23 protein-coding genes are annotated in these 25,019 nt (G+C 46.3%); 22 read left to right on the top strand and 1 reads right to left on the bottom strand.

The window, feature by feature from the left end:
* The first annotated feature begins 139 nt into the window (after nucleotides 1-139).
* The 7 genes from C8U37_RS05250 to C8U37_RS05215 all read left to right on the top strand — a co-directional run bounded on the left by C8U37_RS05250 (nucleotide 140) and on the right by C8U37_RS05215 (nucleotide 10,646).
* On the top strand, nucleotides 140-598 hold the full coding sequence (locus C8U37_RS05250) for a nuclear transport factor 2 family protein (protein ID WP_108032214.1): 459 nt from the start codon (nucleotides 140-142) through the stop codon (nucleotides 596-598).
* A 5-nt stretch (nucleotides 599-603) separates the two neighbouring features.
* Nucleotides 604-1,587 carry an SDR family NAD(P)-dependent oxidoreductase gene (locus C8U37_RS05245; protein WP_108032304.1) on the top strand — a complete coding sequence of 328 codons (984 nt, stop codon included), beginning with the start codon at nucleotides 604-606 and terminating at the stop codon, nucleotides 1,585-1,587.
* Nucleotides 1,559-3,163: a phytoene desaturase family protein gene (locus C8U37_RS05240; protein WP_108032213.1), complete on the top strand. Its 1,605-nt coding sequence runs from the start codon at nucleotides 1,559-1,561 to the stop codon at nucleotides 3,161-3,163. The genes C8U37_RS05245 and C8U37_RS05240 overlap by 29 nt, the downstream gene beginning before the upstream one ends.
* A gap of 474 nt (nucleotides 3,164-3,637) precedes the next feature.
* On the top strand, nucleotides 3,638-4,717 hold the full coding sequence (gene rsgA / locus C8U37_RS05230; RefSeq protein WP_108032211.1) for a ribosome small subunit-dependent GTPase A: 1,080 nt from the start codon (nucleotides 3,638-3,640) through the stop codon (nucleotides 4,715-4,717).
* A gap of 172 nt (nucleotides 4,718-4,889) precedes the next feature.
* The gene (locus C8U37_RS05225) at nucleotides 4,890-5,963 is read left to right on the top strand and encodes a Fic family protein (RefSeq protein ID WP_108032210.1); all 1,074 of its coding nucleotides are present in this window, start codon (nucleotides 4,890-4,892) and stop codon (nucleotides 5,961-5,963) included.
* Between the two features lie 234 nt (nucleotides 5,964-6,197).
* Nucleotides 6,198-7,877 (top strand): SWIM zinc finger family protein, encoded by a 1,680-nt coding sequence (locus C8U37_RS05220; RefSeq protein ID WP_108032209.1) that lies wholly within the window; start codon nucleotides 6,198-6,200, stop codon nucleotides 7,875-7,877.
* 156 nt (nucleotides 7,878-8,033) lie between these two features.
* Nucleotides 8,034-10,646 (top strand): PRD domain-containing protein, encoded by a 2,613-nt coding sequence (locus tag C8U37_RS05215; RefSeq protein ID WP_108032208.1) that lies wholly within the window; start codon nucleotides 8,034-8,036, stop codon nucleotides 10,644-10,646.
* A 26-nt stretch (nucleotides 10,647-10,672) separates the two neighbouring features.
* Here C8U37_RS05215 and C8U37_RS05210 read toward each other — a convergent pair whose 3' ends face one another.
* Entirely contained in the window at nucleotides 10,673-11,116 is a 444-nt protein-coding gene (locus C8U37_RS05210) for a DUF3284 domain-containing protein (RefSeq protein WP_108032303.1), read from the bottom strand.
* A gap of 313 nt (nucleotides 11,117-11,429) precedes the next feature.
* Between C8U37_RS05210 and C8U37_RS05205 the strand changes: the two genes are divergently transcribed.
* From C8U37_RS05205 to C8U37_RS05135, 15 genes are all read left to right on the top strand, one after another.
* Nucleotides 11,430-11,744 (top strand): PTS lactose/cellobiose transporter subunit IIA, encoded by a 315-nt coding sequence (locus tag C8U37_RS05205; RefSeq protein WP_108032207.1) that lies wholly within the window; start codon nucleotides 11,430-11,432, stop codon nucleotides 11,742-11,744.
* Nucleotides 11,745-11,760: 16 nt separating this feature from the next.
* The gene (locus tag C8U37_RS05200; RefSeq protein WP_108032206.1) at nucleotides 11,761-12,060 is read left to right on the top strand and encodes a PTS sugar transporter subunit IIB; all 300 of its coding nucleotides are present in this window, start codon (nucleotides 11,761-11,763) and stop codon (nucleotides 12,058-12,060) included.
* Between the two features lie 23 nt (nucleotides 12,061-12,083).
* Entirely contained in the window at nucleotides 12,084-13,406 is a 1,323-nt protein-coding gene (locus tag C8U37_RS05195) for a PTS sugar transporter subunit IIC (RefSeq protein ID WP_108032205.1), read from the top strand.
* A 34-nt stretch (nucleotides 13,407-13,440) separates the two neighbouring features.
* Nucleotides 13,441-14,955, top strand: coding sequence for a family 1 glycosylhydrolase (locus C8U37_RS05190; protein ID WP_108032204.1), 1,515 nt, complete (start codon nucleotides 13,441-13,443; stop codon nucleotides 14,953-14,955).
* A 364-nt stretch (nucleotides 14,956-15,319) separates the two neighbouring features.
* Nucleotides 15,320-15,796, top strand: coding sequence for a hypothetical protein (locus C8U37_RS05185; RefSeq protein ID WP_245879763.1), 477 nt, complete (start codon nucleotides 15,320-15,322; stop codon nucleotides 15,794-15,796).
* A gap of 299 nt (nucleotides 15,797-16,095) precedes the next feature.
* Nucleotides 16,096-17,490, top strand: a complete 1,395-nt coding sequence (locus tag C8U37_RS05180) for an alkaline phosphatase (protein WP_211306132.1) — start codon at nucleotides 16,096-16,098, stop codon at nucleotides 17,488-17,490.
* Between the two features lie 283 nt (nucleotides 17,491-17,773).
* Nucleotides 17,774-18,427 (top strand): class I SAM-dependent methyltransferase, encoded by a 654-nt coding sequence (locus tag C8U37_RS05175; RefSeq protein WP_108032202.1) that lies wholly within the window; start codon nucleotides 17,774-17,776, stop codon nucleotides 18,425-18,427.
* Complete coding sequence (locus C8U37_RS05170) at nucleotides 18,424-18,744, top strand: DsrE family protein (RefSeq protein WP_108032201.1); 321 nt, start codon at nucleotides 18,424-18,426, stop codon at nucleotides 18,742-18,744. The genes C8U37_RS05175 and C8U37_RS05170 overlap by 4 nt, the downstream gene beginning before the upstream one ends.
* Before the next feature lie 18 nt (nucleotides 18,745-18,762).
* A complete protein-coding gene (locus C8U37_RS05165; protein WP_108032200.1) occupies nucleotides 18,763-19,602 on the top strand; it encodes an ADP-ribosylglycohydrolase family protein in 840 nt (279 codons plus the stop codon).
* Between the two features lie 326 nt (nucleotides 19,603-19,928).
* Entirely contained in the window at nucleotides 19,929-20,753 is an 825-nt protein-coding gene (locus C8U37_RS05160; protein WP_108032301.1) for an oxidoreductase, read from the top strand.
* A 253-nt stretch (nucleotides 20,754-21,006) separates the two neighbouring features.
* Nucleotides 21,007-22,113, top strand: a complete 1,107-nt coding sequence (locus tag C8U37_RS05155; RefSeq protein ID WP_108032199.1) for an NADH-dependent flavin oxidoreductase — start codon at nucleotides 21,007-21,009, stop codon at nucleotides 22,111-22,113.
* A gap of 206 nt (nucleotides 22,114-22,319) precedes the next feature.
* Nucleotides 22,320-22,919 (top strand): hypothetical protein, encoded by a 600-nt coding sequence (locus tag C8U37_RS05150; protein WP_108032198.1) that lies wholly within the window; start codon nucleotides 22,320-22,322, stop codon nucleotides 22,917-22,919.
* 15 nt (nucleotides 22,920-22,934) lie between these two features.
* Nucleotides 22,935-23,591: a GyrI-like domain-containing protein gene (locus C8U37_RS05145; RefSeq protein WP_108032197.1), complete on the top strand. Its 657-nt coding sequence runs from the start codon at nucleotides 22,935-22,937 to the stop codon at nucleotides 23,589-23,591.
* 32 nt (nucleotides 23,592-23,623) lie between these two features.
* Nucleotides 23,624-24,349 carry a ZIP family metal transporter gene (locus C8U37_RS05140; protein WP_108032196.1) on the top strand — a complete coding sequence of 242 codons (726 nt, stop codon included), beginning with the start codon at nucleotides 23,624-23,626 and terminating at the stop codon, nucleotides 24,347-24,349.
* A 137-nt stretch (nucleotides 24,350-24,486) separates the two neighbouring features.
* Nucleotides 24,487-24,909: an HIT family protein gene (locus C8U37_RS05135; RefSeq protein ID WP_108032195.1), complete on the top strand. Its 423-nt coding sequence runs from the start codon at nucleotides 24,487-24,489 to the stop codon at nucleotides 24,907-24,909.
* Nucleotides 24,910-25,019: the final 110 nt, after the last annotated feature.

Here is a 25,019-nt window from a genome sequence, read left to right as displayed (position 1 = left end):
TCCTTGGGGCAGTCTTTGTTTGTTTTTATTTTGCAGACTATCAAAGTCAGGTGAACTTCGTCACTAGGGATGTTGGCAACAATATGCTAAAATAATAGTAAATAGGTGAATTCAAAATATTCTGAAAGAGACGATGTATATGGAAGAATTTAAAATGGAGAGCGAGCACAAACTCACACTGGAACTTGTAAAAGAGCTTTGGGCAAAAACCTATAATACCGATGGAAAGCCTGATTGGTCACACATCTTACCTTATTATGACGACAATATTTACTTTAGAGATACAATACAGGAAATCAGAGGTATTGTTGAATTCAAGGAAATGACTGATAGACTGACAGAACGCTCAAAAGATTTAAATATGAAATTAGTTAAAGCTGTACAACAGGGGAATGATATATTTTTCGAATGGGAGATGACAATCAGCTATAAGAAGTATCCTAGTTCCATATTATACGGGCTTTCAAGATTAACCATAAATGAGCATGGTAAAATTATTGAGCAACGAGATTATTATGATCTGTGGGGAGATATATTTGATAACATTCCGTCATTCGGTAAAAAGTACAGAAAATTCATGAAGAAAAAATTTGGGTGAAAAATATGAAGAATAATGGGATAAAATTCGGGAAATATTTTAAAGAATATCGTTTGTCCAATGTGCTGGCAATGATAAAAAACAACTCTAAAAGCCCACTGATTTGTTTGGATGATTGCAAGGGTAAGTTGGTTGTCATAACGGGTGCTACTTCTGGAATTGGCTATGCCACTGCTAAAAAGTTTGCCTCAAAAGGTGCTGATTTGATTTGTATCAACAGAAACAAAGAGCGCTCAGAAGCTTTGAAGCATGAAATTGAGCGTGCGTATAAAGTAAATTGTGAGTATATTTTGGCTGATTTCAGCAGCTTGGATGATACACATAAAGCTGCTCATGATTTGCTGGAAATTGAGAAACCAATTGATATCATTATTCATAATGCTGGCATTTATCTTACAAAACGACAAATCACTTCAAATGGAATCGAGAAAGTCTTTATGGTCAATTACCTCTCGTCTTTTATCATGAACGACATCCTAAAAGATAAACTAAAATCCCAGGGGAAATGTCGCATTATATTGGTAAATTCAGAAGGGCACCGCTTTGCGGCTTGGGGGATGCGTTTTGATGATTTGGATTGGTCAAAAAGACGTTATTCCGGTTTGAAAAGCTACGGTACAGCCAAACTCGCTGAACTCTTAGCGATGATAAAATTTGATGAGTATTTCCGAGGCTCGGGTGTAACCATCAATGCAATGCATCCTGGAGCTGTAAAAACAGCTACAGGAAAGGATAATGGTCCTTTATACAAGTGGTTCAAGAAGAATTTATTAGACAAAACGTTGAACCCTGTTTCGGTTGCAGCAGAAGCTATATACTATTTAGGGGTTTCTGAAAATCTGGAAACAGTTAGTGGTGAATTTTTCAATCTTACAACTCTTGAAGAACCAGCTCCACCAGCGCTAGATGTTGAAAATGCAAGAGTTCTGTGGGAAATAAGTTTGAAAATGGGGAATTTGGATGGAAAATGCGGAACAAAAAAGATATGATGCCATAATTGTAGGGGGAGGACTTGCTGGGCTTACATCTGCGGTGTTTCTTTCTCAAGCAGGCAAGAAAATTTTACTTATTGAAAAAAATGCCGAATTTGGTGGATTGGTAAATTCATTTGAAATGGATGGCTTTGTTTTTGATGCTGGAGCCAGAGCAATTTTAGGAGTCGTTTTAGCTATGCTAAAAGATTTGAATCTTAATATTGAGGTTGTCTCAAGCAAAGTTTCCCTAGGCGTTGAGGATAAAATCATCGGCATTGAAGGCCCAAATTCTGTTGGCGAATACAGAGATTTGTTGGTAAGCCTATATCCTGACAGCGTAGAGGATATCGACAAATTCATAGAAGTCATGATTAGAATAATGAAGCTGATCGATATTATATACGGTATTGATAATCCATTATTTAAAGATATCAAGAGAGATAAAGCGTATTTCTTAAAAGAACTTTTGCCGTGGTTACCGAAGTTCATGTTCGCAATGAGCAGAATTGAAAGGCTTTCCAAACCTTGTGATGAGGATCTCAAAAAGCTTATTAAAGATCCTTCCCTTATAGATATCATCTCACAACATTTCTTTAAAGGCACCCCAACATTTTTTGCATTGAGTTATTTCACCTTGTACAGCAGCTACGTATATCCAAAAGGGGGTACAGGCAAGCTTGCCGAAGCACTAGTTGAGAAAATCCAGGAGTTCAAAGGTGAAATACGCCCCAATACGTTTGTAAAAAAAATCTGTGCCGACCAACAGTTTATTATTGATGAGAACAACAACGAATACTATTATGAAGACCTTATTTGGGCTGCAGATCTAAAAACATTCTACAATATCACTAGTCTGGATAACCTGGCCCCAAAAATAAGGGAAAAGTTTGAAACAACAAAGGCATCGATAGCTAAAGGCAGGCCTGGTGAATCTGTATTTTCGCTCTATTTGGAAGTTGATTTACCAGTGTCTTATTTTAAAGACTCTTTTAATGGACATCTGTTTTACACACCATCCAGAAAAGGTTTAGGCAACATCAACAAAAGTGAACTTAAGGAAATGCTGGGAAAATGGGGAGAGACAGATAAAGAAGACGTTCTTTCCTGGCTAGATCGTTTTCTAAAATACAACACTTATGAAATAGCAATCCCGGCTATAAGAGACTCTAACCTAGCACCAGAAGGCAAAACGGGTTTAATAATCAGCTTGCTTATGGAGGCCGAATTGTTTTATAAAGTTGAAGAATCTGGCTGGTATGAAGAGTTCCGAGAGGAAATTGAAAATAAAGTAATCAGTGTGCTTTCTGAAAGTTTATGTCCTGAGTTAAAAGATAAAGTGGAAAAGCAATTTTCCTTTACACCTTTAAGTATTGAAAAACGAGTTGGGAGTGCTGGTGGCGCTATAGTAGGTTGGTCTTTTGAAGCCCCGATCCCTGTTGTTTATAAAATGCAGCAAGTAAACAAATCAGTGCTTACGCCTATTCCGAATATTTATCAAGTAGGGCAATGGGCCTATAATCCAGCAGGAACACCTACATGTATTATTACAGGTAAATTAGCCGCTGACAGGATAACTAAAAAAAACAAGTAAGCGTCAAATAATTGAACTTTTGCACACAGAAATAGTGCGTAATCCATTGCAGTATCAAAGCCGGGGATTTGATGTTGTAAGGTTCACGACTGGCTGGTGATTTGCGCCCGCTGAGCGGAGGAGTGCGTGTAATTGGTGTAATTTTCCCCAGCTCCGGTGAACGGTCTGCTCACCGGAGCACATCGGTAATAATCGGGCTGAACTCCGGCGAAGCCACCTTCATCGGAGAACGCAAACGGAATGCATCCTGAACTCCGGCGAAGCATCCGTTCGCCGGAGAAGAACGATAAAGCTCATCATCAAGAGCGAGGAATCCCCTGCCTTCACCGGCGGACGGTCCCTCGCTTTTTGCGTGTAACCGCAACTTGAATCCTTCCGATATCGGAAGGATTCAAGTTGCTTCTACCCATCTAAAACCGTAAAATGAAAGAAAAGGGCGCACGATTATGGAATGGTAGGAAGGACGGGAAAGCGATGCAAAACAGATTGAGTGAATTGGGGTTTGCGGACAGATTCGCGCAGGAGGCGGCCCTATATCCGGATCTGCATCCGGCAAGAGTCATTGCGCAATACAAGGAATTGTACCGGGTGACGACTGCTGAATCGGAGAGGCTGGCCGAAATATCAGGGAAAATGCGCCATGCAGCAGTCGAAATGTCGGATTATCCGGCAGTCGGTGACTTTGTGATGATCGACCGGAATGAGGGAAGCCAGGACCATGCCATCATCCACCAGACACTGACAAGGAAAAGCGTCTTTATCCGGAAAGCAGCCGGAAAAGCGCATGACGTCCAGGTTGTGGCGGCGAACATCGACATTGTCTTCATCTGCATGTCGCTCAACAATGATTTCAATCTGCGGAGGCTGGAACGCTACCTAGCGATTGCTTGGGACAGCGGGGCAACGCCGGTGATTGTGCTGACGAAAGCGGATCTGTGCGCGGATATCCCGGAAAAGCTGCGTGAAATCGAGACGATTGCTTTCGGGGTCGATGTGCTGGTCACGTCGAGCCTGAGTGAGGACGGATATACGGCCGTCCTGAAATACATCACACTGGGCCAGACCGTCGTATTCATCGGATCATCAGGTGTGGGAAAGTCAACATTGATCAACCGAATCATTGGGGAAGAACTGAATGAAACGCGGGAAATCAGAAGAGACGACAAAGGCCGGCACGCGACCACAAACCGCGAGCTATTCCTCGTTCCGACGGGCGGCTGCATCATCGATACGCCGGGCATGCGCGAAATCGGGCTGGAAAGTGTGGACTTGGCGAAAACCTTCAGCGACATCGATGCGTTGGCGGAACAATGCCGATTCAAGGATTGCCGGCATGAACTGGAACCTGGATGTGCGGTGCGACAGGCGATCGCGGATTGCAGCCTGACCGAGGAACGCCTGCAGAGCTACCTGAAGCTCAAGAAGGAAGCAAAGTACGAAGGCATGAACGCCAAACAGATCGAAAAAGAGAAAATCAACACGATGTTCTCCGATTTCGGCGGCATCAAGAATGCCAAGCGGTATATCAAATCGAGAAATAAAGGGAACTCATAAATTGGAAGAAGCGCAGTGAAATCAGGAATCATCATTCAAGCAAAAGAATACGAAAAATCTTTGCATTCAATGGAAAGTCAACTTTTTATTCTGCCTATTCTTCTTCTCTTCTGCATAATTTACATGTATAATTATGCAGAAACGAAATGTGTTAGGTAGGAAGGAAACACTCATGCGAAAATTTGATTATTCAATAATCCCGGAAGAATTGATGAATCATGAAATTATGAATCTGATTTCTGCGATTCACGAGTATAAAGGAAAACAAGAGCTATTTATCGAGGCAAAGTCGGATGTTTTAGAGTCAATGCTTGAAATAGCAAAAATCCAAAGCACCGGAGCGTCCAATAGGATCGAGGGTATCTATACATCCGATGAGCGTTTGGATGCGTTGGTAAAGGAAAAAGCAGAGCCGCGTAACCGATCAGAGAGAGAAATTGCTGGTTATCGTGAAGTACTGGGTCTGATTCATGAAAGCTACGATTATATAGTTCCACGTGCTAGCGTTATCCTACAGCTGCACAGAGACCTTTACCATTTTAGTCCACTAGCTCACGGTGGTAATTTCAAAGGGTCGGATAATGTTATTACTGAAACAGATGCCAGCGGACAAAAAAAGATTCGCTTTCAGCCTATGTCAGCATTTGAAACTCCAGATGGAATAGACCGACTCACTGATACGTTCATCGAAGCGATCAACACTGAAAAATATGATCCCTTGCTGCTGATTCCAATGTTCATCTTGGATTTTCTTTGCATTCACCCATTCAGCGATGGCAACGGACGAATGAGCCGTTTATTAACATTGTTGCTCTTGTACAGGTCCGGATATATTGTAGGGAAGTATGTCAGCATTGAAATGATAATCGAAAAGACCAAGGAAACATACTATGAGGTTCTGCAAGATAGCTCGACGGGGTGGTCTGAAGATAAGAACACTTACTTTCCCTTTGTTAAGTATTACCTCGAGGTTATTTTAAGCGCCTCTAAAGAGTTTTCGGCCCGTGTCGAGTTGATGCAAAATCGTAGCCTTCCCAAACCGGAACGTATCCGCTTATTATTCGATAACACACTGCAGAAGCTTTCAAAGCGGATGATTTTAGAAAAATGCCCTGATATCAGCAAATCGACTGTAGAAATAACCTTGGCTTCACTGTTGAAGGAAGGGTATATCATCAAGATGGGCGCTGGGAAAAACACTTCTTATATTCGTAATATGGAATATACAAATAAAGAAAAAGAATAGCAGTGTTTGAATTATTGGTCAAACCATTGACAATGAAAGGGAAAATAGCAATGGCTACAATTATTGAATTTGAACGTGACAGTGATGATGAATTTTACTATATCGCAGGCTATATACCCCCGGCGGAGCTCCTTACGGCATCACTTGGGAAGAGGCAGCAGAAGACGGACTTTTAGATTCCGAGGAAAAGACTGCATCCAATCAGGACTTTCCTTTTTAAGAAAGGGTGCTACGATGAATATCAAAAATTTCCAGGAATACATCAACCAAACTATTTTGAATAGAGGGTACAACTACTATATCAGCGGCAATGTGGATAAGGATTATGTCAGAAGGGGGAACACCTACCTTTTTCAGGTTGAAGGAAGCGAAAATTATGAGGTTACAGTAGATATTGATGATACGGGAGAAATCATCCATTCATACTGCGATTGTCCTTATGATCTTGGGCCTGTCTGCAAACATGAAGCGGCTGTATATTTTCAGCTCGCCGAAATCATAAACAATGGAAATGTCAATGGGGACACCAAGGAAGCCCCAACCAAGCAGCCGGGAATCGAAGAGGTACTGAGCACGCTCCCTAAAGAAGAGCTGATAAAAATAATAATGGCTATATCATCTAAGGACGCGACGTTAGAGAAAAGTCTGACCGTAAGGTATTCGAAAGGGGATAGGGAAGAGGAATTAGCAAAATGCGCCAAGTTCATGCAAGCTGTCGTTAGAAAATATGCCGGGCGAGGCGGGTTTATAGAATATGGAGCAGTCAGCGCTTTTGCGGATGAGATGGGGAGTCTCCTGGAAAAGGCCAGAAACACAGCGGATAGCCTGCTTGCTTTGGAGATCATTATCCTCCTCCTGCACGAAGCAGTGGAAGCCTACCAATACGCGGATGATTCTTATGGCGATATTGGAGGGCTGATTTCGGAGTGCTTTGACGTGATGGAAGATTTAATTCTCGGAGAAAAATTTTCCGACAGTGAGTTAAAGCAAAACTTGTTCAACAGATTGTTGGAAGATAGTGATGAAGACGTCTATGCTGATTGGGAGGAATACAAAATCGATCTTCTCCGATTGTGCGCGGAAGTCGCGGAGACAGAAGGGCTGAGACTCCTGCTCAAGAACAGAATAATGACATATCTCAACAACAATAGTGCGGATGACAATCGATCCTATTACACGGCGCCTTTGCTGCACATCTTGCATAGGCTGATCGTCGTATACGGAACGGATGCTGAAGCGCTGCGATTCGAGGAGGAGAACAGCGGATACGCATCCTTCCGGGAATTGTTGATCGAGAGGGCCATCAAGGAAAACAACTTCGAAAAAGTCATCGTGTTGGCAACGGATGGGGAAAAACAAGATAATGAACATGCGGGCAGAAGGTCAAAATGGAAGGAAATTCGCTACGATGCCTACAAAAAATTGTCCATGAAGGCTGAACAGGCGCGTTTAGCCAAAGAACTGCTCTTTGAAGGGAATTTTGGCTATTATCAAGAACTCAAAGCTTTGAATACTGAAGATGAAATAACGTTTTATAACAAGTTGAAAACGTCTTTGAAAAACGATCAACGGTGGCAAGCCAAAAATATATATGTAAATCTCATTGAATATGAAAAAGATTCAGAAGAAATTATGGCCTACGTCAGGGAGAACCCAGAATACATCGTAAAGTATGCGGATATCTTGAAGGGAAATTATACGGAGGAAGTGGCGATACTCTATGGAAATCACATAAGGACCGCTGCCAAGAGCTCCACAAAAAGAAGTGCCTACCAAGATATCTGCAGTCTCATCAGACGATACCAGAACATCGCCGGCAAAGATAGCGCCGCAGAATTGATGAACGAATTGCTTGTCCTTAACAAAAGAAGGCCGGCCTTTGTGGATGAACTCGGTAAGATAAATTTTGGATAATTTCTGTTTCGTTATTGAACAATCCCGTTAATATCCGTATGATAAAAGTATCTTCTTTGCGAAGGTACTTTTTTATTTGCATTCAGTTGGTAACGTATACAAAGGGGGGTATCTTTGCCGGATAACCATAACGTGTAGGGAAAAGGAGCAGGTAATTTGAAAACGACAAAAGAAATCATACACGACTTTATACAATGCGAATTATATAACAGTTTTGATGAAAGGGGGGGCTTGACGACTTCCTTCGTCGCAGATGCGCTAAAAATCCAACGGACTAATGCGAGTGCGGCATTGAATGAATTGGTCAAGGAAGGACTGCTCGAAAAATCCAAATCAAGGCCTGTCATCTATTCGCTCACGGCAAGCGCAGAAACTGTCCATTCCTTCGATAAACTGGTCGGAGCGAACGGCAGCCTGAAAAATGCCATCCAATTGGCGAAGGCGGCCATTTTGTACCCGAATCAAAGCCTGAATGTCATAATTTCGGCGAATCCGGGAAGCGGGACGACGGTGTTTGTAGATAAAATGTTTGAATTCAGCAAGGAAAGCGGCATCCTCGGGAAGGATGCTCCCTTCGTCAAAGTCAACTGCAAACGCTACAGCAAGGATATCACGGCTTTGAACGGGGAACTTTTTGGGGAAGAAGAGAATTTCAAAAACAGCGTCTTCGAAAAATCTTGGAACGGACTGCTGTTCATGGATCATTATGATTTGCTGGACGTCGGTCAGCAGTCCAAGGTGCTGGAGTTCCTTGATACCGGGGTGGGAGCATTAAGAAAATGTCATGCGGGAACCATGATGGTGGTGCTGTCCTGCTCCGCGCACAGCGGACTTGATGTGAACCGGAAAATTCCGATGAAGATAGAACTGCCTACCTTGATGGAGCGGCCCCACAAGGAACGGTTCGAACTCATCAACCATTTCTTTTCGATGGAAGCCTATAACTCGCAGCGATCTATCATCGTAACGGGCGAAACGATCAAAGCGCTGCTGCTCAGCGAGTTCAGCTTTAACGCTAAGGAACTGGAATTGGAGATCAAATCCGCCTGCGCAAATGCCTACGTAAGGGTCGTGATGGCCCCTAATGAAGACATCGTCGTGCAGGCATCGGACTTCAAATCCAACATAAAAAAAGGTCTGTTGAAGATCAAAGACAACTACCTCATAATCGAGGAGCTTCTGGGCAGTGCGGAAACTGTTGTCTATGACAAGGACACGGGATATTTGTCCGACCAGGGAACGGACAGCGATCAAGATATGTACAGGGAAATCGAGAAACAATATGACGAATTGGCGAAGCGAGGCATCCAAGGCACCAGCATCACAGGCGTCATCAATGCTTATATCAAAAATCTGTTCGATCGCTACAGCTACCATCGGATTATGGACGAAAAAAACAATCTGGAACAATTATCCAAGATCGTCAATCCGGATGTCATTGAGGCAGTCAGTCTCTGGCTGGATTCCTGCAAAAAACAATTGTCGCGAAATTTCAAAGCGAATGTATTCTACGGGCTGTGTATTCACGTAAATTCATTGTTGTCGAGCAACCACACGCGGAAGAAAATCCCGAATGACAAAATAACCGAAATCATCCAGAATTATCCCGATGAATATGCCCTTACGCTGCAATTTTCTGCTGGACTGCATCAGAAATTTTCGGTCCAACTTGCGATGGAAGAGATCATGCTGATCATGATGTTTTTGATTAAGGAGGATGTGACGGAAGAGACCGGTAATCCGGTGTTGCTTTATGTCTTGCATGGGAAAGGGGTCGCATCCGCTTTGGCGGAAACGACGAACCGCTTCACGCAGAGCAACAACATCTACAGCTATGAGCTGTTGCTGGAAGTGGATACGCACACCGCCTTGCATGAGCTCAAGGCCCTGCTGCTGAAAATCGATCAGGGGCAAGGGGTCATTGTGATCTATGACATGGGATCTATAAAAACGATGATCGAGATGATAACCGATGAGACGAACATGAAAATCAGGCTGATCCATATGCCGATTACGATGGTAGGGATCGAGGCTGCCCGAAAAGCGGCGATGGAAACGGACATCGATTATGTCTACCATATGCTGAACACGGAGCTGAACAGCTTCAATGCAGAAGTGAAAAAACAAAACAGCCTGATCATTACGCTTTGCCATACAGGGGAAGGCGGCGCCGAACAGTTAAGGCGGTATATCGATCAGTATTCGAAAATCGGGATGAAAGTGAAGGCTTTGTCCATTTCCGACCGGAATGAGTTGGTGAAGGAGGTGCTTGAATTGAGGGAAATCTATCAGATCCATGCCTTCATCGGCACTTACGATCCCAAATTATTCGGCATTCCCTTCATCTCGATCGGGAAGATCTTTGAGAGTTCGAGGAAGCATTTGGACAGAATCATCATGTTTGAACCTGTCACATCGAAATATATCGAATATGCTGATGTGTATGATTATCTGGAAACCCAGTTCAGCTACACTTCAATCGCGAAACTAAAGACGGTCCTGCCGGAGATCATCGACCAATTGGATGCGCACTATGCTTTATTGGAGGATCAAAAAGTGGGGCTGTTCATGCATTTGGCCTGTCTTGTGGAAAGGCTGCTGGAAGGGAATTTTGTGGCGAAAAATGAAAACAAGCAAAAAATGCTGCAACTGTTCCCAGAGGAGTACAAGGTCATTTCAAGAATACTGAAGAAACTGGAAAAAACATTCAAGATCATCATCGATGACAACGAGCTCGCGACAATCATCATGATCATCAAGAAAATATGAAAAAAGAGGATGGGCGAATAGATGCCTCATCCTCTTTCGTCTGCCAACAGCTTTTCGTTCCGGTTGCGTGTGATCCCCTTCTGGATCTCAAACAGCGCATCCGACATCCGCCCGAAGTAAACCGCTTCGCTGAACAATCTTAAAAATTTATTTTGCTTACTGGATTGGAAACTCTCAATCTCCTGATAAAAAATGACTTCCAGCCCTTTAGGCACTGCTTGGGTCCTGTAGTGGACCGTACAGGTGTCAAAAGACGACTTGACCTTCATTCGATAGGAACTGCCACGCTTATAATCCTCAATTTCAAATGAAACGTAGGATTGGGTCTTTTCATCAAACTTTGTATAGGCTGCTCCTTTCTTGACCTCGGTTGGTTCCATCGAATGTTTTTGGAGATCGCTAAGGAGCTGACTCTCCAGATAATCGTAAAATTCATATTCGCTGACATCTAAAGTTCTTGTTATTTTCATAATATCATTATAAGCACTCGTTAATGCGCTGACAAGTGTGCCTGTTCGGGCGATGGAATGCTTCACTTTATACAGATGAGCATCCGGATATACACAAAAGGCTTGGAGTCCGCTCGAACCTATACACTATCGGCGGATTTGCAGGTTTGACCGGAAATTCTTCGGGTTCATGCCCTGTTGTTTGGGAAATTCCAAAAATTAGTGTATAAATAAAAAAAATTCCCGGATTGGAAGCGGTTTATTTTTATAGGGACGTTTGATAAGATGTGTTTGTGTTCGAAACGAATAAACCGAAGGAAAGCAGGGGAAATGTATGGATGACACTATGACAACAGAATTAGCCTCAATGACGATCATTGCCAATGCAGGAGATGGACGCTCGTACGCCTTTCAGGCGCTCGAAGAAGCACGCGCCGGAAATTTTGAAGAATGCGATCGGCTGATGGCCCAATCCGATGCAGCGATCCATTTGGCCCACAAGGCGCAGACGGATTTGTTGGTATCGGAAGCGAGGGGGGAAAAACAGGATATAAATATTCTTTTGATTCATTCCCAGGATCACTTCATGACCAGCATGCTCGCGAACGAATTGATCAAAGAAATCATCAGATTATATAAAGAAAAATAGAAGGGTGGAACTTATCATGAAAATTTTATTAGTTTGTGCGGGTGGAATGTCAACGAGTATTTTGATGAAGAAAATGGAGACCTATTGGAAAGAAAAAGGGCATGCGTTGGACATCAAGGCAGTGGGCTTGTCCGAGTACCAAGATGTTTATCAGAAATACGATATCGTCATGGTCGGCCCTCAAGTATCCTATCGACTCAAAGAAATCAAAGAGAATACCGGCTTGCCGACTGCCGCAATCCCTTCGTTCGATTACGCCATCGCAAACAGTCCGAACATCATGAAACTTGCCGATAAATTGTATGCAGAAAAATAAAATATAGGAAAAGGGGTTTGAAGATGGAAAAGTTTTTTGAAAGTTCATTCATGGTGAAATTGCAGGACTTCGGCCAAAAATTGGGAAGCAACAAATTTTTGACGGCCTTGCAAGCGGCAATGATGTCTCTGATGGGGATTATCATGGTCGGGGCAATCTCTCAAATTATCGTTTCTGTTCTTGGTCCATCCATGCTTAATTTATTTGCTGCTGACAGTTTGATCTATGCAACAATCTACTTGCCATACCAGTTCACGATGAATCTGCTGTCGGTATGGGTCGTTGTCCTATTCGCCTATAACTACGCAAAAAACCTGAAAATGAAATCGCCGCTGATGAACGCCATCGATGCTTTGGTCTGTTTCTTCCTGATTGCCGGTACCTTGATGGTGAGTGAAACTGGCGTAACAAGCATCGACATGACATATTTGGGTGCACAAGGTATGTTCATTGGCTTCATTACGGTATTCATTTCTGTTCAGATCGAAAAATTCTGTGCAGACAAAAATATCCGGATCAAAATGCCTGATGTTGTGCCGCCTTTCCTTCAAGATGGCTTTGCTTCCATTCTGCCATTATTGTTCAGTGCAATCTTATTCCAGTCCGCTTCAACGATCGTCACAATCGCTTCAAATGGAACTTATAGCGTCGTTTCAGGCTTTATGGCGCTGTTGGCAACACCGTTGAATGCTTTGACTTCCGTACCGGGCATGTTCGTAATGTGTCTATTCGCAGTTCTGCTTTGGTGCTTCGGTATCCACGGCACCATGATCCTTGTACCGATCATCATGCCTTTGGGTATCCAAGCGGCTGTAGCAAATGGGGCAGCGCATGCAGCCGGTCAACCGTTAGTTTTCTATCCAGTTGCTTTGTTCGGAGCTATGGCCATCGCAGGCGGTACTGGCAATACCCTGCCATTGGCTTTGATGGGACTCAAATCCAAATCCAAACAAATCAGTGCGGTCGCAAAAATTTCTGCCGGCCCTGGTTGGTTCAACATCAATGAGCCAATGACTTTCGGCATGCCGATCATGTACAACCCGATTCTGTGCATCCCTTATGTATTGAATGTTCCGGTGATCATGCTGCTTACTTATCTGGCATACAGATTTGGCTTCCTGCAACCGGGTTGGATCTCCATTTCGGCTTTGCTTCCGATGGGATTCGGCAGCTACCTGTCCACCTTGAGATGGCAAAATGCAATCTGGGATTACCTGATGCTGATCCCTGCTGCGCTGATCTACTATCCTTTCTTCAAAATCTATGAAAAACAGCTGATCGAAAGGGAAGCTTTGGCAGAAATCGAAGCAGAACAAGAAGTGGAACTGAATGCAGAATTTCAATAAGCAAAAATAAATCATCTGGAAAGGAAATAAATCCATGACATTTAAACAAGACTTTTTATGGGGCGGCGCGACGGCTGCCAATCAATACGAGGGCGGCTTCTCTGAAGGGGGAAAAGGCGTCAACACCTCCGATGTGTTGACTACGGGGGCCCACACCAAACCGAGACAGATCACTTGGGTCATCCCGGAAACGGGCGAAACCGGCTCGACCGGAATGGGTTTCGGATCGGAAATGTTTTTCCCTGAAGGCGCGATTCCGAGTGTGCTCGAAGGCGAGTATTACCCGAGCCACCTCGCAACCGATTTCTATCATCATTATAAGGAAGATATCGCGCTGATGGCGGAAATGGGCTTCAAAACCTTCCGCATGAGCATGAACTGGGCGCGCATTTTCCCAAACGGCGATGATGAAGCGCCAAATGAAGCCGGGCTGGATTTCTACGATGGCGTATTCGATGAATGCAAAAAATACGGCATCGAGCCGCTGGTGACGCTATCGCACTATGAAACGCCGCTGCATTTGACGATCCAGTACGGCGGATGGATCAACCGCAAGCTCATCGATTTCTTTGCCAAATATGTGGAAACCGTGATGAACCGTTACTTGGGAAAGGTGAAATATTGGTTGACTTTCAATGAAATCAACTGCATGGAGTTTGCACCGTTCATGGCTGGCGGAATCCTCAATCCTTCGCCGCAAAACAAAGCACAAGGGGCGCATAACCAGTTTGTCGCCAGCGCAAAAGTTGTGAAGCTGGCCCACGAAATCGCCGAGGAAATCCAGGTCGGACAAATGTTGGCCTATCAGCCATTGTATGCGAATACTTGCGACCCGGCCGATCAGCTGTTGGTTATGGAATCTTCCCAAGTATCCCTGTTCTATTCGGATGTGCAGACGGGCGGAAAATATCCGGCTTATCAATTGAAAAAATATGAACGGGAAGGGATTGTGCTGGAAGATTCGTCGGAAGATTACGAGCTTCTGGAGAAATATCCTGCCGATTTCCTGAGCTTCTCCTGCTACGGCTCGACGACCGTCACAACGCACAAGGATGACTTGGAAGGCGGCGGCAACCTGTTCAACGGCGTAACGAACCCTTATCTGGAAACGAATGCGTGGGGATGGGCCACTGATCCTGCCTGCCTGAGATTGGCGCTGAATACACTCTATGATCGCTACCATAAACCGCTTTGGATTGTCGAAAATGGCATCGGTTGGGACGATAAAGTGGAGGCTGATGGCAGCATCCATGATGATTATCGGATCGAGTATTTAAGGAAGAACATCCAATCGATGGACGATGCCGTCAACATCGACGGTGTGGACTTGATGGGCTACACCATGTGGGGCTGCATCGACCTTGTTAGCGCGGGAACGGGAGAAATGAAGAAACGCTACGGCTTCGTCTATGTCGACCGCAACGATATAGGTGAAGGATCATTGAAACGTAGCAAGAAAGACAGCTTCTACTGGTACAAAAAAATGATTGCTTCCAAAGGCGCGGATCTTTCGGAACTGCCCAAGGATGTGGCTGCTGCGGTCAATTAAGCAGTTCATTTATTAGCTGAACTGAAATTCATAAAGTATGGAAACGGGGCTGTCTCTCATCGGGGCGGCCCCGTTCTTATTAAAGACGCAAGTACAACAACTATTTTGACTGTCTTTGCATCTTTTCCATCAGTTACTTATTTGTGCGTAATTTAAAAAATTCAAAAGGATGCTAGACTGATGGTAAGAACACCACAACTAATCGATCAAAAGGGGAATATAGACATGAACATAGGTATGGAAGCAAAGAACTTTATCGCAGTGAATTTTTTTTGTCGAGAATGTAACTGTTGAAGGGGTTGAGGCACTGAGGGTCACAAAAGATCCCAAAATCGCAGCTTTTGATGAACCAACGTATGCCCGATTGAGCGGCAGCTCGTTCAAAAATGGTACGATCGAAGTGAAAGTGTTGAGCCGGCTCTTGCCGGATGCGCTTGAATTCGCCAGAGGTTTCCTCGGCATTGCTTTCCGCATCGATGAGAACAGCGAGCATTTTGAGGCGCTGTATATCCGCCCGATGAATGGCAGAAACGAGAATCAGCTGAGAAGGAACCGGTCCACCCAATATTATTCATATCCGGACTATAAATTCGATCGTTTCCGGGCCGAAAGTCCAGGGGAGTACGAATCATATGCCGATATGGGTCTGGATGAATGGATCGATCTGAATGTCACAGTGGACGGAGAACATGCGGAATTGTACGTGAACAATTCAAAGTATCCCGCATTGGTCGTCAATGATCTGAAGCACGGCGCCGATGCGACGGGTGCTGTCGCACTCTGGGTCGAAGAAGGCACGGAAGGCTTCTTCAAAGACTTGAAAACCACAGCATCGGAATGAGTTGAACGCGTTCGGATTCTTGAAAGGAAAAACCTGTGGAGGTGATCAATGGCCATCTCCACAGGTTTTTTTTGTCACGCAATCGACATACAAGACATAGCGACAAACGTAATAATCAGATGGTTCAGCAATAGAAAATAGCTTCTGATAGCATATCAGAATTAACCATTTTTTCACAAAATTTACAAATACCATAAATGTTGTTAACAATAAAATGACATTCAAGGAGTAAACTGAGATAGAAAGCGAAAGAAACAAACAGTCAACTTTGGGTAAGTGACATGAGGAGGAAATGACAAATGATGAACAAAAGAATCAGAAGATCAATCACGGCAGCTTTGATGGCAGGGGTTATGAGTACAGCAACGTTTGTTCCGGCTGTGGCAGCCGCAAAAGATGATGCGCAATTGACCGGGAACGGCAAAGATGTCAAGAACGTCATTCTGATGATTTCCGATGGCTGGGGATACAACCAAATTTTGGCGACCGACTATTACACCGAGGGCAAAGCGGATACGCAAGTGTACGAAAATTTCCCGACAAAATTGGCTATGAGCACTTATTCATTGGGGGATCTGACGACAGCCGACAATGCTGACGGCATATATGATCCTTCCCTAATTTGGGATAATTTCAACAACTTGATGAATAATTCTACCGACTCAGCTGCCGCCGGAACAGCAATGTCGACTGGCGTGAAAACCTATGATGCCGCAATCGGTGTCGATGAGCAGGAAACCGATTTGACGCATATGACAGAAAATTTTGAAGCGCAAGGTAAGGCGACTGGGGTGGTCTCTTCCGTTGAATTCAGCCATGCCACACCGGCAAGTTTTGTGGCGCACCATGAGAACCGCAATGATTACAGCATTTTGGCGAATGAAATGATCAAGGATAGCGCGACCGACGTCATCATGGGTGCCGGAAATCCGCTTTATGACGATAATGGTGATGCTAAATCCGTACCGAACTACAAATATGTGGGTGGGGCAGATACCTGGAATGGCTTGGTTGACGGAACTTTGGATGTTTCCGATGCTGACGGCGACGGAATCGACGATGCCTGGACATTGATCCAAAGCAAAGAAGACTTCGAAGCGCTCCAAACCGGAGAAACGTCAAGCCGTGTCATCGGTGTGCCGGAAGTCTATACGACTTTGCAACAAGCCAGAGGAGGAGACGCCCAGGCTGCCGCTTATGCGGTTGAACAAAATGACACTGTTCCCGGCCTTGATGTCATGACTAAGGGTGCATTGAATGTCTTGGACAATGATGAAGATGGCTTCTTCCTGATGGTCGAAGGCGGCGCAATCGACTGGGCCGGACACGCCAACCAGAGCGGGCGTCTGATCGAAGAACAAGCATCCTTCAATGATTCCGTTGAGGCTGTCTACGACTGGGTGGAGGAAAACAGCAACTGGGGCGAAACTTTGCTGATCGTAACAGGAGACCATGAGACCGGCTACCTCACAGGAACAGCTGGCGTGTATGATGAAGTTGCCAACAACGGAGCCGGCGTGATGCCGACGATGGCATGGAACTCCAACAATCACAGCAACCAATTGATTCCGTTCTTCGCGAAAGGTGCAGGAGCAGAAATATTCAAAAAAGTTGCCGACGAAACGGATCCTGTAAGAGGGGCCTACTTGGATAACACGGAAATTTCCGAAGTCATCCGGACGTTGATTGATTAAAGAGTTCGGCTGAAGATGCAGTAATTACACTTTTTCTGAATGACTGTAGCATCTGAACTGAATAGATATAATAGTAGTGAGATTACCTGGCTTGGGTAGGCTCACTACTATTTTGTTATTTTCGTAATTACAATGAATGGAGGGGATCCTAAAATTATAATAAGATACTATGGGATCAAGTCATTTTCCCTTCCCATTCAGGAATAAGAATTTGTTCGATGTATGCAAGCATTCCTTATGCTAAAATGAACCTAAAGAAGAGACGAAACGAGAGGTGAGCCCGATGGCAAGTAAGGAAAATCCATTCGATTCGGATGCGGAAGAATACGAATCGTGGTTCAAAGAAAACGACCGGTTGTTCGCTGCGGAATTGGAGGCAATCAGACAGGTGCTGCCGACCGTCGGCGAAGGGATCGAGATCGGAGTGGGCACGGGACTTTTTGCGGCTGCTCTGGGCATTTTCCGGGGGATTGAGCCTTCCAGAGAAATGGCGGCGTTGGCCATCCACAAAGGCATCGCGGTCAGCAGCGGAGCGGCAGAAGCATTGCCTGTCGCTGACGAGGCGTATGATTTTGCACTAATGGTGACAATCGATTGTTTCCTGGCTGACGTCCCCAAAGCGTTGGCGGAAGTCAATCGCATTCTTGTAAGAGACGGCGCGCTCATCCTGGCCTTTTTGGACAAAGCCACGCCGCTCGGGAAAATGTATGATCAAAACAAGCAGGCCCATAAAAGCTATCGGGATGCGCATTTCCATACTGAATCCGAGATGACAACCTTTCTGAAGAGAGCCGGTTTTGAAATTCAAGAAACCCGGCAGACCGTGTATTCGTTGGAAAATGTCCCGCAAGCAGTCAAGACCGGTTTGGGGGAAGGCGTATTTGGCGTCATCAAGGCGGTAAAGACCGCCAACAAAAATAAGGGGGAAAAACAATGAAATTAGGCATCATCATCGAAACGAAAGAATACGAGAAAGCTTGGAACGCCATGCGTTTCGCCGTCACTGCCAAGAAAACCGGCCACGAGGTGAAAGTCTTCCTGATGGGGGAGGCAGTCGAAATCGAAAATATGTCCCATGAAAAATACGACGTCGCCGCGCAAGTGCAAGCTTTTGATGAACTGGAAGGCGAAATTTTGGCATGCGGAACCTGTCTGAAGTCAAGGAATATGGAAGAAACAGCGGTTTGCCCGATCAGCACGATGATCGATTGCGTCGAAATGGTCGAGTGGGCGGATAAGACCGTCACTTTCTGATAGAGGAGGGAAAAGCCCATGCTGGGTGCGATCATCGGGGACATCATCGGTTCCCGTTTCGAATGGAACAACCACAAAGCCAAAGATTTTGAACTGTTCACAGCGGATTGCCGGATGACGGACGACAGCATCATGACGCTCGCGGTCGCCAAGGCGCTCATGCAGACGGAGAAGGCGGTGAAGGCAGCAGGAGAGGCGTACGGATCGAGTCAAGCGTATGATGAATTGCTCGGGAAAATGAGCATCCGATACATGCAGGAATTCGGGCGCCGCTACCCTGAGTGCGGCTTCAGCCGGGCCTTCTTCGAATGGATTGTCAGCGACGATCCGCAGCCTTACGACAGTTTCAGCGACGGAGCCGCCATGCGGATCAGCCCGGTTGTATATGCAGGCAGGACGGAAGCGGAAGTCCGCCGACTTTCCGCAGCGGTAACGGCGGTATCGCACAACCATGTGGAAGGACTGAAGGGGGCCGAAGCCACCGCCACAGCGATCTATCTGGCTCGCTGTGGTGCTTCGAAGGACGAAATCAGGAAGAAGATTGTGGACCGGTATTATCCATTGGATTTCAGGCTGGATGATATCAGGAATTCATATAGTTTCAGCACCGATTGCCGCGAGACCGTGCCCCAGGCGATCACATCCTTTTTGGAATCCACTTCGTTCGAGGATGCCGTACGCAATGCGGTTTCTCTGGGCGGGGACAGTGACACGCTGGCCGCCATCGCAGGGGCCATTGCGGCAGCCTATTATGGGGTGCCGGGAGAAATCCAAAAGAGGGCGTTGAGCTATTTTGACGAAGAGATGCTTGGGGTTTACAACGATTGGGGCCGTTTTCTGGCGAGCAGAGAGCGTTAATTACCCGGCGAGGGGCGCTTCACCGGGAAACAGCGCGCAGATCCGGGCCGAAATCCCGGCGAAGATTGCTTCACCGGGAAACAGCGCACGGATCCGGCCCGGATTCCCGGCGAGGGCTGATTCACCGGGAATTTTCCGATAGCGGCTCCGCTCCGTCAGCATGCGGAGCATGTGCATACTTTATTTTCCATCTTTGCAAATAAAAACGCTTCCCTTAGAGTCCACTCCAAGGTGTATACTTCTTTTCACAGGCGGCAAACAGACATTGCTTCCTGGATGAATGAGCATTGATCAAAATACACAACTTCGGGAAGGATGGAAAAGATATGACAACATGGTTGATTACAGGCTGCTCCACCGGCATCGGCAGGGGAATCGCGAAAGCAGTATTGAAGAATGGGGATAAGGCTGTCGTGACGGCGCGGAATATTGAGTCGGTGGCAGATATCATCGCAGCCCATCCGGAAAACGCCATTTCAGTGGCCTTGGACATCACGGACAAGGAAAGCATCTCTGCTGCCGTGAAAGCGGCCGAGGCTGCATTTGGTGGAGTGGATATCTTGGTGAACAATGCGGGGTACGGCTATCGGTCTTCAGTCGAAGAAGGCGAAGAGGACAGCGTGAATCTGTTGTTCGATACGAACTTTTTCGGCCCAATCGCGCTGATCAAGCAAGTACTGCCTCACATGCGGGCGCAGAAGAATGGCGCCATCATCAATGTTTCCTCGATCGCTGCGGCCCGATCCGGAGTAGGTTCCGGCTATTACGCCGCATCCAAAGCCGCTTTGGAACTGATGACGGACGGTTTGATGAAGGAAGTCGCACCGTTGGGGATCAAAGTGATGACCGTTGAACCCGGCGCCTTCCGCACCAAATTCTACGATACTTCCCTGAAAGGGACGCAGAAGCAGATCGGCGATTACGCCGAAACAGCCTGGAAGACGAGAAAAGAGAACATCATCGACAACCAGGACCAACCCGGCAATCCGGACAAGGCGGGAGAAGTCATTTACGAAACCATTCAAAAAGAAAACCTTCCGAAACGTTTGTTGCTTGGAACGGATGCCGTCAAAATCGTGTCCGCCGAAATGAAGGAGAGACTCCATGAAATTGAGGATTGGAGCGCCGTCAGCACACAGACGGATTACTGATCGGAATTCCGGAAAAGGTTAATGATGTATAAAGGCTGCGGAGGCGAGCATGCTGCCTCCACAGTTTTTTTACATGACTGGCAGTCCATTTCCTGAAGATTCAGTTTCAACAACGCGGCTCTTGCAAAAGCGGTTCACTTATAATAAGATATATGCATGCGCATGCAATTTTAGGGAACCGAGCAATCTGTTAGGATATTTTCGGCTGGCTCGGTAAGATGATTAAAAAGAAGATCCAAAGGGAGCGAATAATATGGCAACTATGAACAGCAAACTGACTTTCAAACGCGGCCTTGAGCTGAAGAACCGCATCATGATGGCGCCGATGACGACAAAGATGAGTTTTTATGACGGGGTTGTGACATCCGACGAAATCAATTACTACGCACTCCGTTCCGGCGAAATCGGCGCGGTCATCACAGGCGCCGCGAATGTCCAGAACGACGGCAAAGGTTGGGAAGGCGAATTGAGTGTCGCTTCCGATGTGTTCATTCCGGGCTTGATCAAACTGGCTGCGGCCATCAAGAAGAACGGTACGAAAGCCATCCTGCAGATCTTTCATGGCGGACGCATGACGGATTCCAGCGTCTTGCGTGGTATGCAGCCGGTCGCGCCGAGTGCGGTCGCCGCCGAAAGGCCGAATGCCGAAACGCCGAGAGCATTGGCCGACGAAGAAATACTGGACTTGATCGAAAATTTCAAGGCCGCGACCCGTCGCGCAATCGAAGCCGGATTTGACGGCGTGGAACTTCATGGCGCAAACACTTATTTGTTGCAGCAATTCTTCTCGCCACACTCCAACCGCCGGGACGATGAATGGGGCGGCAGCCTGGAAAAGAGATTCCGTTTCATCAATAAATTGGTTGATGAAGTGACGGCAGTCGTGGATGAATCGGGCGCCGAGAACTTTATCGTCGGTTACCGCTTTTCCCCAGAGGAATACGAAAATCCGGGAATCCGTTTTTCGGATACGCTCTTCCTGGTTGATCAATTGGCCGACAAAGGCTTAGATTACCTGCACATATCCTTGAAAGACCGTCATCTTGTCTCCGTTTCGGAGGATTATAAAGAGAAAAGCATCCTGGCCTACATCCATGAAAAAATCGCTGGACGCGTGCCGCTGGTCGGCGTGGGCGATGTGCGGACGAGTACGGATGCGGAGGAAGTTTTGGAGAATGCCGAATTGGTCGCAGTCGGACGTGCTTTGCTGATCGATCCGCATTGGGGCGCGAAAGCCCTCGACAACAAGGACGAGCTGATCCGCCAAGAAATATCCAACTACGACCGCGAAGAACTGTTCCTCGCGAACGGCGTATGGGGCTTCATGGAATTTATGATGCCGGACCGTTTGGGTAAATAAAACTGATTATTAAAGAGGCCAAATGGACCACCCGAGAAAGGGAGGGACCATTTGGCCTCTTTTTCACCTCCTATAGGGACAGCTGCACGCGATTCCCTGTAGAACGATATGGTATAATGAGGGCGAAAAAAGCGATTACAAGAATTCGTTGTGCCGCCGATTGGCATCTTTTTCCATGAATTGCACCAATAAAGGGGGAGTCTGATATGATCAGGATAAACAAGAATAAGCGCAAATTTTTCTTTGTTACGTTCCTCTTTCTGTTCATGATTTCCGGCTGCGGTTCCTCCAACGATGAAGCCGCCTCCTCTTCGGATCCTGAGGCAATCAGGGAGAGCCAGATCAGTGAGCTGGAAAACAGTGACCTGATCGGGAATGTGGATGCGTATGCCGCCATACAAGGTGTGATTGCAGAAGGACCGGCTCCGGCTGCAGCCAAAGTGTTCATCATCGAAAACGATGAATCGGTTGAGGAAGGCGCCGGAGAAAAGTACGTGTATTCGCCGTTGTATCTCGATTTTCCGGCAGAACTGCAGGCGAAGACGGATGCGGAGATGAATGTGTTGGTGAAGCTACGCAGCTATTACATGCAAACAGCCACCTATTCCAACGATGGCAAGGCCTATACGCGCTATGTCCAGATTACGATACTGGATCGGGCTGCCGGTACCATCATCCATCAGGAAACGCTGATCGGATCGGCGCCGTTCAGCATTGGTGAAAAGGAATCCTCCGGGTATGGCTATGTCGCCGATTATCAGGTATTGGATACGATTCTGGCATTCTTTGGATATGCAGAAAAATAAAGGAGGCAAACTGAAATGTCGGGTCCGATAGATTACAAAAAGGTGGAAAAAAATCTTTACCAGCCCAAGGAGGTTCCAACAATAGTCGATGTGCCAAAGATGACATTCATCATGGTTGACGGAAAAGGGAACCCCAATGAGGAAGCGGGGGAATACGCGAAGGCAATCGAAATGCTCTACGGGTTGTCCTACATGATCAGGATGAGCAAAAAAAGCGGGAATGCCCCGGCTGATTTTTTTGAATATGTCGTGCCGCCGTTGGAGGGCCTCTGGTGGACGGAGGCTGATCGCCCCTTTGATACGAGCCAGAAGGATAAACTGATCTGGACAGCGATAATCCGACAACCGGAATTTGTCACCGAGGAAGTTTTCCGATGGGCTGTTGGTGAGCTGAAGAAAAAGAAGCCCGATTTTGAGCTCACCAAGGCAAGGTTGGAAGAGTTCTCGGAAGGATTGTGCGTTCAGATGTTGCATTTGGGTCCATATGATACCGAAGCCGTTACTGTTAAGGCTATCGACGACTTTGCTGCAGCCAATGGATACGCCAATGGCATTTCAGAAGTAAGTCCGGGCGGCACCGTCCGCAGGCACCATGAAATATACCTGAACGATCCGCGTAAAGTTGCCCCGGAAAAGATGAAGACGGTCGTCCGCCATCCAATCAGAAAATAAATCTATTACTGGAAGGGCGAGGAGGGTTTGTCATGTCGGACAGCAATACGTTTTCTTTGGTCGCGCTATTCGCTTTGAGCGCGATGGTGGTGAACAGCATCGGAATTTGGGTCATCTATAAAAATAAGCAATGGGTCGATCGGAATATCGAGTACTTCATGTGCTTTGCTGCCGGCGTCCTGATTGCCTCCCCGCTGATCATCGCCTTTCCCGAGGCTCTTGAGAAAAATGCGGATGCTGGGCTGGCGGCTTTGGTGGGTTTCATTTTCATGTTCTTCAGCAACAAATACATCAAGCACCGGACGCATCAAGCGGAATTGGCTTTCGGGATCGTCGCCCTCGAAGGCATCGGCATCCATTCTTTTGTGGACGGCATCATCTACGCTGTTGCCTTCAGCATCAGCACGGCTACCGGGGTTATGGCGGGAATCGGTTTGGTCGTGCACGAGTTCGCAGAAGGCGCAATCACTTTCTCAGCATTGGTGAAAGCCGGCGTGAGCGGGAAAAAGGCCATCCTCTATGCATTCTTGGTCGCCGCTTTGACGACGCCGATCGGAGCTTTCATTGCCTATCCATTCGTGACCGGCCTGAACGATGCCGTTCTCGGGCTTGCTCTTGGTTTTGCGGTCGGGGTATTGATCTATGTTTCCGCTGCGCACTTGTTGCCTGAAGCGGAGGAGCACGACAAGGAACACTCCTATGTGGCTTTCCTTTGTGGTGTTGCTTTAGCGTTGTTGATTATGTTCACTGAGCGCTGAACCATAAAACTATATATGGATAGGGTCATCGTGCTGTGTTCACATTTTGTCCGCAATACTGTTGGATTATCGACAAAATGTAGGCGCTTAAAAATGCTATAATGAACCGGAAGTATATTTCAAGGAGGTCTGTGTTGATGAAAGATGAAAATTGCGCTTATTGCATGGAAGGCGAAATGGTGTTGGCTTTCGGCTACCCTTGTTGCGAATTGCCATACAGCAAAGTCTATGTTTTTAAAGAACAAAGTCATAAAGGCCGTGTGATCGTTGCCTACAAAGACCACGTGAGCGAATTGGTGAATATCACGGATGAGGAACGCAACGGCTACTTCGCCGACATCGCAACAGTTGCGAACGCGCTGCACAAAGCTTTCAGCCCTGAAAAAGTGAACTACGGCGCTTACGGTGATACCGGCAAGCACTTGCACTTCCACTTGGTGCCGAAATACAAAGATGACGCTTTCGAATGGGGCTCGACTTTTGATATGAACCCAGGTCGCGTGACTTTGACGGATGATGCGTACGAAGCATTGGCTGAAGAAATCCGCGCAAACATGTAGAGTGTGATGATTCGCGGGAGGGGATGAGCACTAAGATGACTAACACTAAGCGGACGTTTTTTGTCTGTGTGTGGTAGTAAGCTTAGGCGGAATCCCCTGCGAATCAGAAC

Source organism: Trichococcus patagoniensis, from assembly GCF_003051085.1.
Taxonomy (GTDB): Bacteria; Bacillota; Bacilli; order Lactobacillales; family Aerococcaceae; genus Trichococcus; species Trichococcus patagoniensis.
The sequence above is the reverse complement of the archived record's forward strand: the minus strand, read 5'-3'. Positions and strand labels throughout refer to the sequence as shown.

Bases quoted from the DNA above. Each gene is read 5' to 3' on its own strand.
- C8U37_RS05210 (WP_108032303.1), bottom strand. From the start codon at position 11,116: ATGAAAATAACAAGAACTTTAGATGTCAGCGAATATGAATTTTACGAT.
- C8U37_RS05165 (WP_108032200.1), top strand. From the start codon at position 18,763: ATGCTGGGTGCGATCATCGGGGACATCATCGGTTCCCGTTTCGAATGG.
- C8U37_RS05135 (WP_108032195.1), top strand. From the start codon at position 24,487: ATGAAAGATGAAAATTGCGCTTATTGCATGGAAGGCGAAATGGTGTTG.
- C8U37_RS05200 (WP_108032206.1), top strand. From the start codon at position 11,761: ATGAAAATTTTATTAGTTTGTGCGGGTGGAATGTCAACGAGTATTTTG.
- C8U37_RS05250 (WP_108032214.1), top strand. From the start codon at position 140: ATGGAAGAATTTAAAATGGAGAGCGAGCACAAACTCACACTGGAACTT.
- C8U37_RS05175 (WP_108032202.1), top strand. From the start codon at position 17,774: ATGGCAAGTAAGGAAAATCCATTCGATTCGGATGCGGAAGAATACGAA.
- C8U37_RS05190 (WP_108032204.1), top strand. From the start codon at position 13,441: ATGACATTTAAACAAGACTTTTTATGGGGCGGCGCGACGGCTGCCAAT.
- C8U37_RS05170 (WP_108032201.1), top strand. From the start codon at position 18,424: ATGAAATTAGGCATCATCATCGAAACGAAAGAATACGAGAAAGCTTGG.
- C8U37_RS05145 (WP_108032197.1), top strand. From the start codon at position 22,935: ATGTCGGGTCCGATAGATTACAAAAAGGTGGAAAAAAATCTTTACCAG.
- C8U37_RS05245 (WP_108032304.1), top strand. From the start codon at position 604: ATGAAGAATAATGGGATAAAATTCGGGAAATATTTTAAAGAATATCGT.
- C8U37_RS05205 (WP_108032207.1), top strand. From the start codon at position 11,430: ATGGATGACACTATGACAACAGAATTAGCCTCAATGACGATCATTGCC.
- rsgA (WP_108032211.1), top strand. From the start codon at position 3,638: ATGCAAAACAGATTGAGTGAATTGGGGTTTGCGGACAGATTCGCGCAG.
- C8U37_RS05150 (WP_108032198.1), top strand. From the start codon at position 22,320: ATGATCAGGATAAACAAGAATAAGCGCAAATTTTTCTTTGTTACGTTC.
- C8U37_RS05155 (WP_108032199.1), top strand. From the start codon at position 21,007: ATGGCAACTATGAACAGCAAACTGACTTTCAAACGCGGCCTTGAGCTG.
- C8U37_RS05140 (WP_108032196.1), top strand. From the start codon at position 23,624: ATGTCGGACAGCAATACGTTTTCTTTGGTCGCGCTATTCGCTTTGAGC.
- C8U37_RS05160 (WP_108032301.1), top strand. From the start codon at position 19,929: ATGACAACATGGTTGATTACAGGCTGCTCCACCGGCATCGGCAGGGGA.
- C8U37_RS05225 (WP_108032210.1), top strand. From the start codon at position 4,890: ATGCGAAAATTTGATTATTCAATAATCCCGGAAGAATTGATGAATCAT.
- C8U37_RS05220 (WP_108032209.1), top strand. From the start codon at position 6,198: ATGAATATCAAAAATTTCCAGGAATACATCAACCAAACTATTTTGAAT.
- C8U37_RS05180 (WP_211306132.1), top strand. From the start codon at position 16,096: ATGATGAACAAAAGAATCAGAAGATCAATCACGGCAGCTTTGATGGCA.
- C8U37_RS05240 (WP_108032213.1), top strand. From the start codon at position 1,559: ATGGAAAATGCGGAACAAAAAAGATATGATGCCATAATTGTAGGGGGA.
- C8U37_RS05195 (WP_108032205.1), top strand. From the start codon at position 12,084: ATGGAAAAGTTTTTTGAAAGTTCATTCATGGTGAAATTGCAGGACTTC.